At 74.0% G+C, this 17,636-nt stretch carries 14 protein-coding genes; 6 read left to right on the top strand and 8 right to left on the bottom strand.

Annotation, left to right across the window (positions count from 1 at the left end):
• Positions 1-143 precede the first annotated feature (143 nt).
• From ACIBPC_RS21560 to ACIBPC_RS21545, 4 genes are all read right to left on the bottom strand, one after another.
• Positions 144-1,223, bottom strand: coding sequence for a LacI family DNA-binding transcriptional regulator (locus tag ACIBPC_RS21560; RefSeq protein WP_398846783.1), 1,080 nt, complete (start codon positions 1,221-1,223; stop codon positions 144-146).
• A 52-nt stretch (positions 1,224-1,275) separates the two neighbouring features.
• On the bottom strand, positions 1,276-2,172 hold the full coding sequence (locus tag ACIBPC_RS21555) for a carbohydrate ABC transporter permease (protein WP_362968640.1): 897 nt from the start codon (positions 2,170-2,172) through the stop codon (positions 1,276-1,278).
• Between the two features lie 16 nt (positions 2,173-2,188).
• Positions 2,189-3,157: a sugar ABC transporter permease gene (locus ACIBPC_RS21550; protein WP_362968641.1), complete on the bottom strand. Its 969-nt coding sequence runs from the start codon at positions 3,155-3,157 to the stop codon at positions 2,189-2,191.
• Between the two features lie 65 nt (positions 3,158-3,222).
• Positions 3,223-4,500: an ABC transporter substrate-binding protein gene (locus ACIBPC_RS21545; protein ID WP_362968642.1), complete on the bottom strand. Its 1,278-nt coding sequence runs from the start codon at positions 4,498-4,500 to the stop codon at positions 3,223-3,225.
• A gap of 226 nt (positions 4,501-4,726) precedes the next feature.
• Here ACIBPC_RS21545 and ACIBPC_RS21540 point away from each other — a divergent pair, with 226 nt between their 5' ends.
• On the top strand, positions 4,727-6,085 hold the full coding sequence (locus ACIBPC_RS21540; protein ID WP_398846781.1) for a glycoside hydrolase family 28 protein: 1,359 nt from the start codon (positions 4,727-4,729) through the stop codon (positions 6,083-6,085).
• Positions 6,086-6,167: 82 nt separating this feature from the next.
• On the opposite strand, the gene ACIBPC_RS21535 is transcribed toward ACIBPC_RS21540, so the two are convergent.
• From ACIBPC_RS21535 to ACIBPC_RS21525, 3 genes are all read right to left on the bottom strand, one after another.
• The gene (locus tag ACIBPC_RS21535) at positions 6,168-7,481 is read right to left on the bottom strand and encodes a hypothetical protein (RefSeq protein WP_398846780.1); all 1,314 of its coding nucleotides are present in this window, start codon (positions 7,479-7,481) and stop codon (positions 6,168-6,170) included.
• A 21-nt stretch (positions 7,482-7,502) separates the two neighbouring features.
• Positions 7,503-8,012 (bottom strand): SigE family RNA polymerase sigma factor, encoded by a 510-nt coding sequence (locus ACIBPC_RS21530; RefSeq protein WP_398846778.1) that lies wholly within the window; start codon positions 8,010-8,012, stop codon positions 7,503-7,505.
• Positions 8,013-8,340: 328 nt separating this feature from the next.
• The gene (locus tag ACIBPC_RS21525) at positions 8,341-8,673 is read right to left on the bottom strand and encodes a cupin domain-containing protein (protein ID WP_398846776.1); all 333 of its coding nucleotides are present in this window, start codon (positions 8,671-8,673) and stop codon (positions 8,341-8,343) included.
• A 71-nt stretch (positions 8,674-8,744) separates the two neighbouring features.
• On the opposite strand from ACIBPC_RS21525, the gene ACIBPC_RS21520 reads away from it, so the two are divergent.
• From ACIBPC_RS21520 to ACIBPC_RS21500, 5 genes are all read left to right on the top strand, one after another.
• Complete coding sequence (locus ACIBPC_RS21520) at positions 8,745-9,698, top strand: helix-turn-helix domain-containing protein (RefSeq protein WP_362968295.1); 954 nt, start codon at positions 8,745-8,747, stop codon at positions 9,696-9,698.
• An 85-nt stretch (positions 9,699-9,783) separates the two neighbouring features.
• Positions 9,784-11,040 carry an NAD(P)/FAD-dependent oxidoreductase gene (locus ACIBPC_RS21515; RefSeq protein WP_398846774.1) on the top strand — a complete coding sequence of 419 codons (1,257 nt, stop codon included), beginning with the start codon at positions 9,784-9,786 and terminating at the stop codon, positions 11,038-11,040.
• Positions 11,041-11,129: 89 nt separating this feature from the next.
• Positions 11,130-12,494: an SWIM zinc finger family protein gene (locus tag ACIBPC_RS21510; protein WP_398846773.1), complete on the top strand. Its 1,365-nt coding sequence runs from the start codon at positions 11,130-11,132 to the stop codon at positions 12,492-12,494.
• A 50-nt stretch (positions 12,495-12,544) separates the two neighbouring features.
• The gene (locus ACIBPC_RS21505) at positions 12,545-15,322 is read left to right on the top strand and encodes a hypothetical protein (RefSeq protein ID WP_398846772.1); all 2,778 of its coding nucleotides are present in this window, start codon (positions 12,545-12,547) and stop codon (positions 15,320-15,322) included.
• Between the two features lie 50 nt (positions 15,323-15,372).
• Entirely contained in the window at positions 15,373-16,014 is a 642-nt protein-coding gene (locus ACIBPC_RS21500) for a class I SAM-dependent methyltransferase (protein ID WP_398846770.1), read from the top strand.
• 28 nt (positions 16,015-16,042) lie between these two features.
• Here the strand turns inward: ACIBPC_RS21500 and ACIBPC_RS21495 are convergent, their stop codons facing one another.
• The gene (locus ACIBPC_RS21495) at positions 16,043-17,527 is read right to left on the bottom strand and encodes an MFS transporter (protein WP_398846768.1); all 1,485 of its coding nucleotides are present in this window, start codon (positions 17,525-17,527) and stop codon (positions 16,043-16,045) included.
• Between the last annotated feature and the right edge of the window lie 109 nt (positions 17,528-17,636).

Raw genomic sequence — 17,636 nt, 5'->3', positions numbered from 1 at the left:
TCTGTGCGGATGCTGTTCGTTACCCAGCCGTCGAAAAGGGCATCATCTTGTGATGGTTTTAGCTACTTTTGGTGAAGAGTTGACCACGGAGAAAGAGACGTGGCCGACTCGCCGGGAAAGCACGGCCGGACAGCGTACACGGGTCAACGCCGCGCCGGGCCGGTCGATTCGCGGACCACCAGGTCGGCGGCGGGCGGCTCGGGGACCGGACCCGCGTGCGCCCCGAGCAGCGACAGCAGCCGCAGTGCCGCGACCCTGCTGACCGCGCGCGCGTCCTGCCGCACCGTCGTGAGGCGCGGGTGCAGCCAGCGGCCGAGCGGATGGTCGTCGTGCCCGATGACGGACAGGTCGCGGGGCACGGTGAGGCCCGCGCGCTGCGCGGTCGCGATGCCGGTGAGCGCCATCGCGTCGTTCATGTACGCCACACCGGTCGGCCCGCCGTCGTCCGCCGCCAGCAGCCCCGCCGTCGCGTCGGCCGCCGCCTCGGCGGTCAGATCGGTGGGTATCACCGCGTACGGCCGCAGCCCGTGCGCCGCGAGGTGCGCCTCCAGCCGCTGCACGCGCAGTTGGGCGTGCGCGCTGTTCTCCGGGCCTGTCACGAACGCGATCCGCCGGTGCCCGAGGCCGAGCAGGTGGTCGAGCGCGGCGGAGAACGCCTCGTCGAGCCCGGCCGCGTGCACGCTCTCCAGGCGCTGCCCCGGTGTCGGGCGCCCCAGCAGCAGCCCGGGTGTCCGCAGCCGCCGCAGCAGTTCGTGCCGCTGGTCGACGATCCGGTTCTCGGTGAGGAGGAACGCGTCCACGCGCCGCTCGCGCGCGAGCCGTTCGTACAGCTCCGCCTCCTGCGCCGCGTCCAGGCCCGCGAGATGGAGCCGCAGCGCGTACCCGGCCGGGCCTAGCTCCTCCTCAAGACCGGCGACCGTCTCGGCGAAGAACGGGTCGGCGCCGAGCAGGTCCACCTCGCGCGGGATGATCAGCCCCACGGCGTGCGACCGTTCGCCGCGCAGCGCCGTCGCCGTGGCGCTGGGCGACCAGCCGAGCTTCTCCGCCGCGTCGAGGATGCGGTCCCGCGTGGCCTCCGAGATGCCCGACCGGTTGTTGAAGACCTTCGACACCGCCGACTTGGAGACGCCCGCGAGCGCGGCCACGTCGAGGATGGTGGGCTGGCCGCGCCGCCGCCCGGCCGCGCGTCCCACGGCCGTCCCGCTCTCCGAAGCCTGTGCCATGTCTCCTGTTCCCCGCTCGGTGGACCGCCGGGCCGCCGTGCCCCGGGTGGTGTCACATCTTCACGGCGCCGCTGATCAGCGCCTGTTCCATCCTCCGCTGGAGGACCACGTACACGATATAGACGGGGATGAGGGTGACGGCCGTGCCCGCCATGAGGATGCCGTACTCCGTCGCCTGGTTGGCCTGGAGGGTCGGCAGGGCGACCTGCACCGTGCGCTGGCTGGTGTCGGGGCCGATGATGACCAGCGAGTACAGGTATTCGTTCCAGAAACTGAGGAAGTTGAGCAGCAGCACGGTCGCGATGCCCGGCATGGCGACCGGCACGAACACCCGCCACAGCACCGTCCACGTACCGGCGCCGTCCACCCGCGCGCTCTCCTCCAGCTCGCCCGGCACCGTCCGCATGAACTGCGTCAGCAGGATCACCGACAGCGGCAGCGCCCCGGCGGGCAGCAGCAGGATGACGAACGTCCGCGTGTGGAACAGCCCCGTGTACGCGGCCATCAGGAACGTCGGCACCAGCGCGGCGAACGTCGGCACCAGGAAGCCGAGTCCGAAGATCCGCTCCATCAGCCGCGCCGCCCGCCCCTGGCTGCGCGCCAGGGCGAACGCGGCGGGAGCCGCGAGCAGCAGCGTCAGGACGAGCGCGCTGCCCGTCACCAGCGCCGAGTTGATGAGCGCGAGGTCGAGCCGCGCGTAGTGGATGGCGTCACCGAAGTAGTGCCACACCGGGTCGAGGGGCGGGACCAGCGGATGGTCGAAGATGTCGGTGGTCTTCTTGAACGAGGAGATCACCAGGTAGTACAGCGGCAGGACCAGCGCCAGGGCGTACAGCCACACCAGGGTGTGGCTCAGGGCCCACAGCCAGCCGCCGAGGCGGCCACCCCGCCGCGTCCGCCGCCGGTCCCCGCGCGGCGCGCGGTTCGTCGTGTGCTTGGTGAGGGACATGTCGGCTCCCGGGCGGTCAGTAGTTCTGCCGGAACAGGCGGCGGATGGCGAGCATGCCGAGCAGCCCGGCGAGGAAGAGCAGGACGCCGGCGGCCTGGCTGTAGCCGAGGTCGGACTGGACGAACGCCTTGGTGTAGACGAGGAACGACAGGTTCGTCGTGGCGTTCCCCGGGCCGCCCTGGGTGAGGAGCAGGACGTTCTGCGCGGAGGAGAAGAGGATCCACAGGAACTGGAGCATCGTCGTGACGCCCACGTAGTCCTTGGTGATGGGGAACGCGATGCGCCACATGCGGCGCCAGTGCCCGGTGCCGTCCAGCTCGGCCGCCTCGTAGATCTCCCCGGGGACGCTGCCGAGGCGCGCGGCGAACAGGACGGCGGTGAAGCCGATGCCGTTCCACAGGTCGATGGCCATGATGCAGGCGAGCGCCGTGTCGGTGTCGGCGAGCCAGGCGCGGGTGGCCGAGTCGAGGCCGATGTCGCCCAGGACGCCGTTGAGCAGGCCGTTGGGCGCCAGGATGCTGTACGCGACCATCGCCTTGGCGGACGCGGAGATCAGCGCCGGGGTGAACAGGATGATGCGCAGCAGCCGGTGGCCGCGCGGCCTGAGCGTCAGGTAGTACCCGGTCATGAACGCGGTGACGATCATGATCGGCAGGACGACGCCTATCTGGACGGCGCTGTTGCGCACCGCGTCCCAGAACAGGTCGTCCCCGAGGACCGTCGAGAAGTTGTCCCAGCCCGTCCAGGAGCGGGGCGCGAGCATGCCGGGCCAATGCAGCCCGCTGATGTAGAACATCGCCACGAGCGGGCCGAGCAGGAACAGCAGGTACCAGACGAGGGCCGGTACGGCGAAGAGCGTCACGGGCGAGCCGCGCCGCCGGTCGCGGCGGGTGGCGGGGCGTGGCCCGCGGGGAGAGCCGGGGGAGAGGGCCGTGTGGACGCCGGGCCCGCTCCCTGCGGCCGGTTGCGTCGTGTCGTGCACCATCCGGGGTGCCCTTTCGGATGAGGGGGCCGCCGCTGGGACGGCCGGGGACGGACGGGCGGCGGGGGTCAGCTGCGGTAGGCGGTGTCCAGCGCGCGGGCGATGGCCTCCGCGCCGGTGCCCGGCGTGAACGCGACGCTGGTGGCGCGGATCAGCGGCTGGGAGACGGCGGCGGGGACGAACAGGTCGGGCATCACGGCCCAGGACACGTCGTCGTCGGTCAGCACGGCCGACGCCGAGACGAGCGGGAAGTCGGGGCTGTCCCCGGCGCCGCGCAGCGCCATGACCTGCCCGGCCCGGCGCAGGTACGTGCCGGCCGACTCCTCGCTGTACAGGTGGCGCACGAACTTCTCGACGAGCCCGATCTTCTTGCGGCCGTTGGGGCTGATCCAGATGCCGGTGGACGTGTAGCCGCGCAGCGCGGTGGGGCGGTCGTAGACGCCGCCGCCCGGCTGGGGCCAGCCGCCGAGGACCGTCACGTCCGCCACCTCGGCGGGGACGGCGGCGAGGGAGCCGGAGATCATCGAGACGACGGGGGCGCGGCCGGTGTAGAAGTCGGTGTTCATCGAGTCGGCGTTGAGGCCCTGCGCGCCGTCGCGGAAGACGCCCGCGTCGCGCAGCTCGGCGAAGTGCGCGAGGCCGCGCAGCGCGTCCTCGTCGTCGGCGAACCCCGCACCGGTGAACAGGGCTTCGGCCCGGTCGGGCGGCAGGAAGCACTGCATGATCTGCATCAGCAGCTTCTGGCCCGACCAGTCGTTGCCGCCGATGCTGACCAGGCCGTCGAGCCCCTTGGCGCGTACGGCGTCGGCGGCGGCGACCAGTTCGTCCGCGGTGCGGGGGACGTCCCCGATCCCGGCGGCTTCGAGCAGGGCCGTGTTGTACGCGACGGGCCAGGCGAAGCCGGTCCACGGGAAGCCGGAGACGCGCCCCTCGGCGTCGGTCCACTCCCGCAGCGCCTGCGGCAGCACCCGGTCGGCGAGGCCCCAGCGGTCCATGTAGCGGCCCACGGGGACGGTGGCGCCCAGCTCGGTCCAGGCGAGGGACTTCTCGGCGAGGTTGATCAGGACGACGTCGGCCTCCTTGTGGGCCAGGCGTGCCGTCTCGTAGACGTTGATGAGGTCGGTGCCGCCGCTGATCACGTCCTTGACGTGCGCTCCCGGGTTGGCCGACTCGAAGGCCTCGCGGATGGTGCCGTACGCGGCGGCGCCCGCCGAACCGGCCGTGATGTTGCTGTGGACGACGAGGGTGTCGGGGTCGTCGTCACCCGGGTCGAGGGCCCCGCAGCCGGTCAGAAGCGGGGCCAGCGCGGCTGAAACCGCACCCGCGAGCATGGTCCGTCGACGCACCGATGCCTCCTTGCGAACCTTGGTGGAACGATTTAGCGGATCGTAGGTTCGTGTTACGGGCGCGTCAACGGGTTCGGGAAAACTGCTGGTAGAGAACTTGCAAAGTCGGAAGACCCCTTGTCCCAGGCGAGGTGGAACGGTATACCAGTGGGGGTCAGGCGGCGGAGCGCGCGCATGCGTGCCGCGGCGACGAGATCCGGACACGTCCGTCCATGACCAGGAGCTGGTGAAGTTGTACAACGTGATCGATTACGGCGCTGTGGGGGACGGCGCGGCCGATGACACGGCTGCCGTCCAGGCCGCCATCGACGCCTGCGCCACGGCCGGGGGCGGCCGGGTCGTCCTCCCGGCCGGGCGGACGTTCCGCACCGGGACCGTGACGCTCCGCTCGCACGTGGACTTCCACATCGAGAACGGCGCGACCCTCGCCGGAAGCCCCGACTTCGCGGACTACTCGGTCTTCTTCGGCGGTGTCGTCCTCAACGACGGGAACACCCAGTGGGGCGCCGAGCAGACGACCGTGCTGCTGAACGCGGAGGGCGCCGAGAACATATCCGTCACCGGCGGCGGCACCATCGACGGCGCGGGCCGCCACTTCGTCACCGGCGACAACGGCTTCATCTACACGATGGACCAGCGCCGCCCGTTCACCGTCTACTTCCGCGACTGCCGCAACGTCACGTTCCGCGACATCCGGATCGTGGACGGCGCCGTGTGGACGCTCCGCCTGTCGCTGTGCGACGACGTGCTGATCCACGGCATCCGCATCCACAACGACCTGAAGACGCCCAACAGCGACGCGATCGACCTCGACTGCTGCCGCCGCGTCCGCATCAGCGACTGCGACATCGTCGCCGGTGACGACGCGATCTGCCTCAAGACCTGCCTGGAGCACACCGGCGCCGTCACCGACCGCGTCCCCGTCTGCGAGGACGTGACGGTGACCGGCTGCACCATCACCACGACGTCCAGCGCGCTGATCGTCGGCGTCGAGAACCAGACCGCGATCCGCAACGTGGTGTTCTCCTCCTGCGTCGTCCGCCAGAGCGCGCGCGGCCTGGCCGTCCGCAACGGCGAGGGCGGCGACATGGAGAACATCCTCTTCAGCGACATCATCGTGGAGACCCGCTTCTTCCACTCCGGCTGGTGGGGCCGGGGCGAGCCGATCGCCATCATGGGCATCCCGTGGACGGACAACTGCGGCACCATCCGCAACATCCGCTTCCGCAACATCCTGTGCCGCTCGGAGAACGGCGTCCTCGTCCGCGCCGAGGACCCCGGCACGATCGAGGGCCTGGTCTTCGACGGCGTGCGCGTGGAGATCGACCGCTGGTCCCGCTGGCCCGGCGGCCACGCCGACCTGCGGCCCCGCCGCGCCGAGAACTTCCCCGAACTGCCCACGGACGGCTTCCACCTGGAGAACGTCCACGACGTGACGCTCCGGGACTGCGAGGTCGCGTGGGCCGCGCGGCCGGAGGACGGCCGCCACGCCCTCTACGCGGAGAAGTGCACCGGCCTGGTCAACCGCGACTTCCGCGGCGAGGCGGCGCACCCCGACCGCTTCGAGGCCGTGGCCACCGCCTGACCCCTGCCTTCCCCCGACGCGCCCCCGGCCCACCCAGGCCGGGGGCGCGTCCTTTTGTCAATCGGCGGTCACCGGTCGCCGCTCACTCGAACAACGCGTGCCACTCGTCCGCCTCGGCGATCTCCGTCATGTCCTCCGGGGTCAGCCCGGCGAGTTCGGTGTCTCCGGGAGCCGCCTGCGCGTGGATACGCAGCTCGGCATCGTCCGGGTAGAGCACCGTGACCATCACGGTGAACGGCACTTGCCCCGCCCCGCCCTTTCCTCCGGCCGCCTCGACGGTTCCTTCCGTCTCGCAGTAGTACACCGTCGAGCCGTTGTCGAGGAGCCCGTTTGTCTCGCAGCCTGTCCAAGCCGACGCGGAGGGGTCGCCGGTGCCGGGCGGTGAGAGGTGGACCCCGACCCGCGACGGTCCGTCCTCAGGACCGACATGGAAGGCGACGCTGCCGTCTCCCTCCAGCGGAAGGTCGCGGATCTCGGAACCCGAGGGTGCCAGCTCCCGGAAGGTGCTGCGGACGCGGTCGGGGGCCACCGCCATGTCGGCCGACGTGTCCTCGTCGTCTTCGCCGGTCGTCCTGTCCGTGTCCGCCCTCGGGGCCCACCGCTCGTCCACGGTCTTCCGCAGGTCGTCCCACACGGGTGCCTCGGCGATGATCCCGAGCTCCTCACTCAGCCGCCTGCCCTCCAGGGTTGACCCGGTACCCGTCACCGAGACGGCCAGCTGCCACATCCCCGGGTTCTCGTCACCCCAGGAGGTCTCGCCCTCCAGCCATGCCTCCGTGTCGGGGTGAGGCGGATCGGCCGGGTCGGCGTGCTCGCCCGCGTCCGTCTCGGCCCAGGTGAGATCGGAGACGATCGAACCGTCCGGGCGTTCCCAGGTCATGCATGCGCCCCTCACCCCGCGGCAGCCCGCCTCCGCGGCCCAGTCGGAGGTGTACCACTGGGTGAGCCGCACGGTCAGGACCTGCGGCCCGGCGTCGCCGTTGTAGACCGTCAGGGTGGCGTAGGGAGAGGCTGTCATGTTCGGTCCCTCGGCTGACGCGCTGCGCACTCGGACGCCCTCGGGCAGCAGTCCGGTCAGCGTGTCGATCATCCCCTGCCCGTCCTCGATGACCGTGTCGGCGGGCGGCGCGGGGGTGTCCTCGTCCGGCGGCCCGCCCCCCGAGACGGTGACGCCGATTGCGGCGGCGACGCCGACGGCCGCCACCGCGAGCCCCGCCGTGGCGGTCGCGGCCCGGCGGCGGCGCTGCCGCGCACGGCCGTACCGCAGACCGCTGTCGGCGAGCGGGCCCGGGTCCGTGGTGAACGGTGCTCCGGCTTCACGCAGCAGCGTCGCCACCTGCCGCTCCAACTCCGTCTCCTCGGCCCCTTCGGCGCTGTGATCCCTGTCGTGGTTCATGACTGTTCCTTCCAGCGGTCCTCAGAGAGCGGCGAGTTCGGCGAGATCGGAGGTGCCCAGCTCCACCCGGAGCCGGGCCAGCGCCCGGCTGGTACGGGTCCTGACGGCGCTGGAACTCGTGCGCATGGCCTCGGCGGTCTGCTCGATGCTGCGGTCCTCCCAGAAGCGGAGGACCAGCACCGTGCGGTCTTTGGGGGAGAGCGCGGCCAGTGCGCGCAGCAGGGTGACGCGGAGGGGCGAGTCGGTGGCGTCCACCGCCCGGTCGGGCAGCTCGACTATGGGCTCTTCGGTGCTGCTCCGGAGTCTGGCGTGGCCCAGGTAGCACCGGGCCAGGACGGTCTGCGCGTACGCCGACGGGTTGTCGATGGACTTGCGCCGGTGCCACACGGTGTACATCCGGCCGAGCGCCTCCTGCACGAGGTCCTCGGCGAGATGGGTGTCACCCGTCGTCAGCAGACAGGCCGCCCGGTAGAGCCTGCTGCTGTTGCCGACAGCGAACTCGTAGAACCTGTCGTCGTCGCGCCGCCTCATGGCGCCCCCTCCGATGCGATCGGACTGCCCTTGCACTTATAGAGATGCGTCGGCAACGACGGAATGTTGCATCGGTGATGTCCGCGTCGGCGGGGCGCCCCGACGTCCCCCGTCCCCTCGCGCCTTGGCCATGCCGGCCGCGGCCTGATCCCTCTCACTTCTGCTCCCGCCCTCCGCGCCTCCCCGGTGGTGACGCCCTCACCTTCTCGACGCGATGAACAGGCCGGAATGTCGCAACGTTTGTCGACACGGGGTCGGGAGAGGGACGAACGACTCGGCCCGTCGCACCGCCTCCCCGGGGCGGTGCGACGGGCCGAAACGTTTCCGTTCAGGCGCTCAGCACCGTGAAGCCGAGCATCCGCGCGCCCGTCTCCGTCCGCGGCCGGTGGCTGCTGCCCGGCGCGAAGACCACGTACGTCCCCGCCCCGTGCCGCTCCTCGCCCTCGATCACCTCCCCGCTCAGCACGTAGTACCGCTCCTCGGTCGCGTGCTCGTCCGTGTCCGGCCACTCGCTCCCCGGCGCGAAGTCGATCAGCCAGCCCGTCGCGTACTCCGTGCGCGGCAGCCCGCGCCGCACGATGCCGGGCGCCACGTCGACCGGCTCCACGTCCTCGACCCGCACGGCGGTCTTCAGGCCGCCCGTTCCGTTGCTTTCGCTCATGAGGCCACTGTGGACCGGACGCCACCCACCGGCCGAGAGTCCAGACAGACATCCCCAGGTACATTCATGCCATGCAGCCCCACCGCGTCGTGGCCCTCCTCAACGCACCGCAGTCCCCGTTCGAACTGGCCTGCGCCTCCGAGGTCTTCGGCACCCCCAGGCCCGACCTTCCGGCGCACTACGACTTCCGCGTCTGCACCGAGCACCCCGGCGCCCTCCCCACCACCGCCGGCTACCCGATGCTCGTCGAGGACGGCCCGGCCGCCCTGGAGGAGGCGGACACCGTGCTGATCCCCGGCTGGCAGCCCACGGGCGCCCCCGTCCCCCCTGCCCTCCTCGCCGCCCTGCGCGCGGCGCACCGGCGCGGCGCGCGGATCGTCTCCATCTGCACGGGCGCGTTCGTCCTCGCCCAGGCCGGGCTGCTCGACGGCCGCCGCGCCACCACCCACTGGCGCCGCACGGCCCAGCTCGCCGCCGCCTTCCCCGCCGTACGCGTGGACGCCGACGTGCTGTACGTCGACCACGGCGACGTCGCCACCAGCGCGGGGAGCGGCGCGGGCATCGACCTGTGCCTGCACCTCGTGCGCTCCGACCACGGCGCCGCGTACGCCGCCCAGATCGCCCGCAGCATGGTCCTCCCGCCGCACCGCGAGGGCAGCCAGCTCCAGTACGCCGTGCAGCCCGCCCCCGAGCGGCCCGACGAGTCCCTGGCCCCGCTGCTGGAGTGGGCGACGGCCCGGCTCGGCACGCGGCTGACCCTCGCCGGCCTCGCCGAACGCGCCGGGCTGTCCCCCCGCACCCTCGCCCGCCGGTTCACCGAACAGCTCGGCACCAGCCCGGGGCAGTGGCTCCTCGCCCAGCGCATCGCCGCCGCACGGGCACTGCTGGAGGAGACCGACCTCCCCGTCGAGGCCGTCGCCACCCGCGTCGGCCTCGCCTCGGCGGTCAACCTGCGCCGCCGCTTCAGGGCCGCCCTCGGCACCACCCCCGGCGCCTACCGCCGCACCTTCGGCGCGGCCCGCTGAACCCCGGCGCGGCGCACGGCACCCGCGGCACCCGCCACGTGCAGGATGGGAGACCGCGGGGGCCCGAGGCGGAAGGTGGTCCCCCATGCCCGCAGAGCGCGCGGTGCCCGACGTCCTGGTCGTCGGCGCCGGGATCGCCGGACTCGTCTGCGCCCTCGACCTGACGCGCGCCGGACTGCGCGTCGCCGTCCTGGAGTCGTCGGACGGCGTGGGCGGCCGGATGCGCAGCGACCGCTACGACGGCTTCACGATCGACCGGGGCTTCCAGGTGTTCAACACCGCCTATCCCCAGGTGCGCCGACGCCTCAGCCTGCCCGCCCTGCGGCTGCGCCCGTTCACGCGCGGTGTGCTGATCCACACCGGCCACGGCCGCCTGCGGCTCGCCGACCCGACCCGCGACCCCCGCCGGGCCGCCGCCCTCCTCCCCGGCAGGACCGCGAGCGCCCGCGACCTGCTGGCCCTCGCCCGCCTCGGCGCCGCCGACGCGCTGCTGCCCGCCCACCGCCTCAAGACCGCGCCGGAACGGACCACGCGCGCCGCGCTGTCCGCCGCCGGATTCACCGACGCGTTCACCGAGACGTTCTTCCGCCCGTTCCTCGCGGGTGTCTTCCTGGAGGACGAACTGGCCACGTCCAGCCGCGTCTTCCACCTCGTCTGGCGCAGCATGCTGCGCGGCACGCTCTGCCTGCCGGACGAAGGCATCGGCGCCGTCCCCCGCCGGCTCGCCGACGCGCTGCCGCCGGGGACCGTGCGGCTCGGACACCCGGTGGCCCGCCTCACCGAGGGCGGCGTGCTGACGGCGGACGGCCGTGAACTCCCCGCGCGCGCCGTCGTCGTCGCCACCGACCCCGCCACCGCCGGGTACCTCCTCCCCGGCCTCCCGGTCCCACCCGGCCGCACCGTCACCACGTACTACCACGCGGCAGAACGCTCCCCGGTGTCCGAGCCCGTCCTGCTCACCGACACCCGCCTCCGCATCCTCAACACGTGCGTGCTCAGCGACGCCGTGCCCGGCTACGCCCCGCCAGGCACCGCCCTCGTCGCCACGTCCGTGCTCGGCACGGATCACCCGGGCCGGGGGAGTGACCTGCTGCCCGTGCTCGCCGAGATCTACGGCACGGACACCACACGCTGGGACCCCGTGACCACCCGCGAAGTCCCCGGCGCCCTCCCCGCGATGCCGCCACCCCAGCCGCTCAGCCGCCCCAGCCCCGCCGACATCGGCCGCCACCGCTTCGTATGCGGCGACCACCGGGCAACGGGCTCGGTCCAGGGCGCCATGGCCTCCGGCACGCGCGCCGCCCGCGAGGTGCTGCGCGACCTGACACGCACGGACCACTGAGCCCCTCGTCCTGGACGACGGACGACGCCCGCAGCGGCCGTGCCACATGCCGGACGCCGCTGTCAGTGCCTGGCCCTACTGTCTGCCGCATGACGCAAGCTGAACAGGCATTCGCCTACCTGCGCCCGTCCGCGTTCCACGACGCCCCGGGCGGCGGACGCCTCGCGCTGGAGACCTCGGGCGGGGCCACGCCCGCCGGTGCGCAGCCCCATCCCTCGTTCTTCAGCGGCTTCCTGACGAGCCCGCGCACGGCCGCCTGCGGCCTGCTGGCCGTCGCCGACGTGGCGGCCACCCGCTACTGGAACCCCCGGCTGACGGCCTCGCTCGACCCGGTCGTCACGGGCAACGGCGACCGGCTGCGCTTCGAGTCCTTCTCCGGCTGCGGCGGCGTCTACGCCCGCCTGGACGTGCTGCGGCCCGGCCTCGACGGCGCCGACGTCGGCCACGGCACCACCAACGTGGACGTCAACAACCCGCTGCGCGAGGCCCTCACCCGCATCGGCGGCGCCGACCCGCTCCATCTGCGCGTCGGCCCGGACGAACTCGCCGTGACCACCCTCGACGGGCCCGTCCTGGAGAAGAAGGTCCCGCTGCCCGACCGGTGGCTGCGCGGCTTCGCCGAGACCCAGGTCATCGCCTCCGGCTTCGACCTCCGCGCCGAACTCACCGCCGCCGAGGCGGTCCGCTTCCTGCGCGGACTGCCCCGCACCACCACCACGTCCGCCGCCCCCCGCTGGCTCGTCCCCTCCGGGCGGAGCCTGCGCGCCACCAGCAGGGCGGTCCCCGGCGCGGTCTGCCTGCCGGGGCCGGGACGCCTCGTCGCGCTCCAGCGCGTCCTGCGGTACGCGACCGCCCTGCGCGTCTACGGCCCACCCGTAGGCCCCGCCACCACCGGGCCGGTCGCCTCCGCCTGGGAGGCCGAACTGCCCGGCATGCGCCTGACGCTGACGCTCTCCCCCGACGTCACCCGCGGCTTCTCGGGCGAGGGCTCCGTCCTCGACGCGCTGACCGGCGACGCGACCGCCGAGGACGCCGACCTGCTCTCCGTCCTCCTCGCCTGGGAGCCCAAGGTGGACGTGGCCGCCCTCGCCGAGCAGTCCGGCCTCGACACCGCCAGGGTCTCCGCCGCGCTCACCCGGCTCGGCACCGCGGGACGCATCGGCTACGACACGGCGGAAGCCGCGTACTTCCACCGCGAACTGCCCTACGAGGCCCGGGCAGCGGAACGCCACAACCCCCGGCTCCGCGCGGGCCGCGCCCTCCTCGCCGCCGGTGCCGTGACGGCGCAGGCGGACGGTACGGTCCTCGTCCGCAGCGACAGCGGCGACACCCACCGCGTCCGCACGGCGGACGGACGGCTCAGCTGCACCTGCCGCTGGTGGGCCACCTACCGGGGCGGCCGCGGCCCGTGCAGCCACGCCCTCGCCGCCCGGCTGCACGAACGCGGCGCCTGACCCGCCGCCATCCCCGTCCCACAGACCGTCGCCACGAAAGAAGCACCCCGTTGAACACCCCAGCATGGGAAGTCGCCGCCAGGCGCTGGGCACTGACCCACTCCCCGGCCGAGACCCTGACCCACATCCGCGCCGCCATCTCCGCCGGTGACATCGACCGCCTGTCCCTGCTGCTCGCCACGCTCGACCGCGACGGCGCCAAGGCCGCCGCCGACGCCGCCCGCGAAATACGCCGCGGCCTCAGCGAGTTCCGCCCCTGGGACCGTGCCCACGGGCAGGCACGCACCGGTCTGCTGGCCGCCGCCGCGGGCACGTTCACCTCCCCGGCCGAGGCCGCCCGCTGGCTCGGCGCCCGCGAGCTGCAGAACTGGGACAGGCGCGCGATCACCCCCCTCCTCGCCCTCCTCGCCCGCCGGGACCGCGACTGGCGGGCCGACGTCGCGCGGCGCCTCGCCGACCGACGCCCCACCGCCTGGGGTCCGGGGGACGCCGTCGTCGTGGAGCACCTGGTGCGGACCACCGGCGCGCCCGTGCCGACCGGCGACGGGTTCGTCACCGCCTGGGTGGGCAGCCGCCGCATGCTCACCACCCGCGGCGAACGCGGCTTCCGCGTCACGGGCGACGCGCGGGACGCGCTGCCGAAGGGCGAGAACCTCACGGAGGTCCTGCGGGCCGACCCGTTCCTGCCCGTGCTCCTGCCCCGCCTGTTCGAGGTGGACCAGCTCGGCGGCGATCTGCGGCCCCAGTGGGACTCCCGACCGTCCGAGGACAGCTGGACCGGCGCCCTCACCGCGCTCGCGGCGGACGGCACCCTCGACCGCCGCGTCCTTCTCGGCCTCGCCACCTCCCGGCTCCTGCGCGGCGGCCGCCTGGCGGACATCCGCTTCGCCCTCGGCCTGCTGGAGACGCTGGACCCGACCGTCGCCGAGGACGCCGCACGCGCCGGTGACCTGCTGCGCCTGCTCCCGGACGCCCCCCTGGCCGCCGCGAGCCACGCCCAGGCGGCCCTGGCCCGTCTCGACGCCGCCGGGCTGCTGACGCCCGAGCAGCTGGTGGAGGCCGGTGAGGCCGTCTTCTTCCGCACCGAGAAGAAGCTGCTCAAGGCGCAGCTCCAGCTCCTCGAACGCGCCGCCACCCGCCAGGACGCCGCGCCCACCGTCCTCCGCTCCCTGGCCGACGCGCTGACCATGGACGACGCCCTGCTGACGGCCCGCGCCTGGCGCCTCGCCGAGCGGCTGCTCAAGCGCACCGGCACCGCGCCCGACGAACTGCGGGACGCCGCCTCCCAGCTGCCCGATCCCGACCTGCGCCTTCGCGCCGCCCGGGCGCTCGGCCTGCCGGACGACGCCGCCGAGCCGACCGGCCCCGCCGCCGAGCCCGACACCGACGTCCTGCCCACCCCCGTCACCCCACCCCTCCCCGCGCCGCCGGACTCCCTCGCCGAAACCGTCGAGGAACTGGCCGTGCTGCTCACCGGCCGCGGCGGGCCCGCCACCCTGGAACGCGCCCTCGCCGCCGTCGTCCGCCTCGCGCACCGGGACCGCGCCGCGCTGCGCGCGGCGGTCGCCCCCCTCGCGGCGGGGCGCGCGTTCGCCCAGTGGTACGGCTGGGGCGACATCACCGAGCACGACATCGCGGCGGTCGTCGCCGCCGCCGACGACCGGGCCGACCCCACCAGCCGCCTGCGGCACGCCGTGAGCGACAACGCGCGCCCCCTCTCCCCGTACGGCGCGGTGCTCGCCGCCCGGCTGGAAGAGACGGCACGGCACATCGCCGATCCCACCGGCCCCCGCTGGCCCTGCCTGCTGGCCACGCCCAGCGGCGCCGACGGCACGCTCACCCCCGCCGACCTGGTGGAACGGCTGCGCGAGCACAGGTCGCATGCCACCCACCCGGGCCCCGTCGATCTCGACCAGGCCCTGTTGCGGCTCACCGTGCCCGACGACCCCGCCGAGGCCGAACGGTGGGCGGACGCCGCCGAGACCATCGGCGGCGACGCGGCCCACGCCACCGCCCGCTGGCTCCGCGCCGCACCCCCCGAACCCCCGGCGGCCACCCTCACGGAACGCGCCACCGCACCCGATCGCGGGGACTGGCACGTCCGGCTGGCCGCCCGCCGTGTCCAGGTGGCCCTGGCACCGACCACGCCCCGCCAGCCGCTCGACCCCTGCTTCGCAGACGTACTGGCCCCCGTCGCGTCCCTCTCCGACAACAGCGCCCAGTCCTGGCCGTTCACCTTCCGCCTGTGGCCGTGGGTCGCCCCGCACCACGCCGACGTGCTCGCCGCCAGGCTCCAGCACCACTTCGCCGGACTGGCCGACGACGAACGCGGCTTCGGCGCCGTCCTCCCCGACCTGGTCGCCGTGGACGCCCCGGTGGGCCCCGCCGTCCACCTCGCCCTGGTCCACGGCCTGGCCGCCCGCCACGAGGAGGACCGCACCGCCGCCGTCGACGCCCTCGTCGCCGCCGCCGCGCGCGGACGCCTCGACACCCCGCTGGTCGGGCGGACGGCGGCCGAGTCGGCGTACCGCGGCGCGGTCAAGGGCAGCCGGTTCGCCGACGGGCTGACCGCGGCGGCCGACGCGGGCGCCCGCCGCACTGTCTGGGAGACCCTGGCCACCGCGTTGCCCCTCCTGCTGGCCGAACCCCCGGCCGGCGGCACGCGCCACTCGGGCCTGCCCGAACTCCTCGCCCTCGCCACCCGCTGCGCCCCCGCCGCCGCCGACGCCAAGGACCTGATACGCGCGGTCGAGGAGACAACGGCCCGCGGCGGCAGCAGCCGGCTCGCCCACGAGGCACGGCGCCTCCACACCGCGCTCACGGGCTGACCGGGACCCACCCGCTGTCGCGCGGAGCGGAGGCCCTACAGTCCTCGCCTGTGACCGAGCTGCCCTCCTCCCTCCGCGCGACGGCCGACGCCTACGACGCCATGGCCACCGTCTACGCCGACTTCGCCCGCGACGCCCTGGACGACCTCCCGCTGGACCGCGCCGTCCTGGCCGCCTTCGCCGACTGCGTACGCGCCACCGGCGGCGGCCCCGTCGCCGAACTCGGCTGCGGCCCCGGCCAGACGACGGCGCACCTGCGGGACCTCGGCCTGGACGCCTTCGGCATCGACCTGTCGCCCGTCATGGTCGGCCTGGCCCGCGAGGCGTACCCGGACCTGCGGTTCGAGGTGGGCTCCATGGACGCCCTCGACCTGGCGGACGGCACGCTGCGCGGCGTCCTGTCGTGGTACTCGGTCATCCACGCCGAGCCGCACCACGTGCCCGCGTACCTGGCCGAGTTCCGCCGGGTCCTCGCGCCCGGCGGCCACCTGCTGCTCGCGTTCTTCGAGGCGGAGGGCGGGCCCGTCACGCCGTTCGACCACAAGGTCGTGACGGCCTACCGGTGGCCGGTGGACGACATGGCGGCGCTCGCCGCCGACGCCGGGTTCGCCGAGGTCGGCCGGATGCTGCGCGAGCCGGGCGAGGGGGAGCGGTTCCGGCGCGGCCACCTGGTGCTGCGCGCCGCGGCCTGACGCACGCGCCGCCGCCGCCCGCCGCCCGTCACCCCTTCCGGAGCCGCGCGGCGAGCGGCGGCGAGTGGTACGCGCCGCCCTGGCCGCCGAGCCACGCGTCCAGGTCGGGCCGGTGCGGCCTGGCCCCGCCGAGCAGGTAGAGCCCGACGAGCAGCAGCGCGCCCAGCAGCGTGATCGCCAGCACGATGGCGACCGTCGCCCGGTAGCCGCTGTCCGTGACGCCACGGTCCTGCGCGAAGTGCAGCAGGACCGGGCCGACGAGGAACGCGGCTTCCGAGCGCAGCAGTTCGACCAGCGCGAAGATCGAGCCGATCGCCGCCGCCGGTACCGACAGGCCCGCCAGGAACAGCCCCGGCGTCACCCCGGCCCCCGCCCCGTACCCCAGGAGCAGCGCGGCGACCGGGACGACGGCGGCCGCGTTCGACGCGCTGAGCGTCAGCAGCACGACCGACGCCGCCGCGATGCTGAGCAGCCCGGACAGCGCCAGCACCGGCGTCCAGCGCGTGGGCAGCAGTCGCCGGAAGATGAGGGCCGCGACCAGCACCCCGAGGAGTTGCGTGGTGAGCAGCGCGCCGACCTTGACGGGGCTGTAGCGCGGCGCGGCCAGCAGGAACACCTCGGTCAGCTCGACGAGGGTGGTGAACGTCGCCCCAGTGATCATGGCGCCCGCGATCCCGGCCACCGGCAGGGTGTTGCTGATGGGGCGGACCGGCATCAGCGGGTCGCGTGCGCGGTACTGCGCCACGATCAGCACCACGCCGATCAGCAGCCCCACGACGACGGGCAGCAGGAACACGAGGCTGCCGAACGTCGAGCGCGTCAGCCAGGACACGCCGAAGAACGGCAGCACGGTCACCGCCAGAGCGGGTGGGATGGCGAGCCAGTCGAACCCGGCGCCGGGCGCGAGCGGTTCGTTGGGGGAGAAGCTCAGCAGCCCGATGGCGAACCCGGCCGCCGCCAGCACGGCGATGACGCCGAAGAGCAGCCGCCAGTCGCCCCCGTCGCCGATGAGCCCGCCGAGCAGCGGCCCGAGCGTCACCATGCCGAACAGCCCGATGGAGACGACGGCGGCGGTCGTCGGCAGCTCGCGCAGGTTCCGCCGCGTCACGAGCGGCGGCAGCGCGACGACCAGCAGCAGCCCGGTGAACAGCCCCTGGAGGACGATCCCCGTCCCGAACTGCCCGATGCCCCGCGCGCTGAGCGCCACCACCGACGCGACCACGAACCCCGCCTCGCAGACGAAGTACACGTGCCGCCGCGGCACCCGCTGGATCAGGTCGGCGGCCGCGACCGCGCCGAAGGCGTACCCGGCGTTGGACAGCCCGATGGCGAGCTGCAGTTCGAACGGGGTGGCGTGCAGATCGCGCAGCAGCACCGGCCGCATCAGGGAGGTCGCCGTCGTCAGCACGAGGAACGGGCACAGCGCCAGCAGCACCAGCGCGACGGCGGCGGCGTAGCTCCCGGCCAGCGGCGGACGGGCGAGGACGCGGGACACGGACGGGCTGGAGCGCACGGCGCCTCCGGGTTCGTGGTGCGGCGCGCCCGCGGTCCGGCCGGGCGCCGCCCCAGCGTACGGCCCGGTGATCTTGCCACCTCCTGTCTGACACGCCGTCACCCCCGCC

Origin of the sequence: Streptomyces sp. NPDC049879, assembly GCF_044461265.1 — a bacterium.
Classification (GTDB): domain Bacteria; phylum Actinomycetota; class Actinomycetes; order Streptomycetales; family Streptomycetaceae; genus Streptomyces.
Note: the sequence above shows the minus strand (reverse complement) of the source record. Positions and strands in the feature narration are given on the sequence as shown.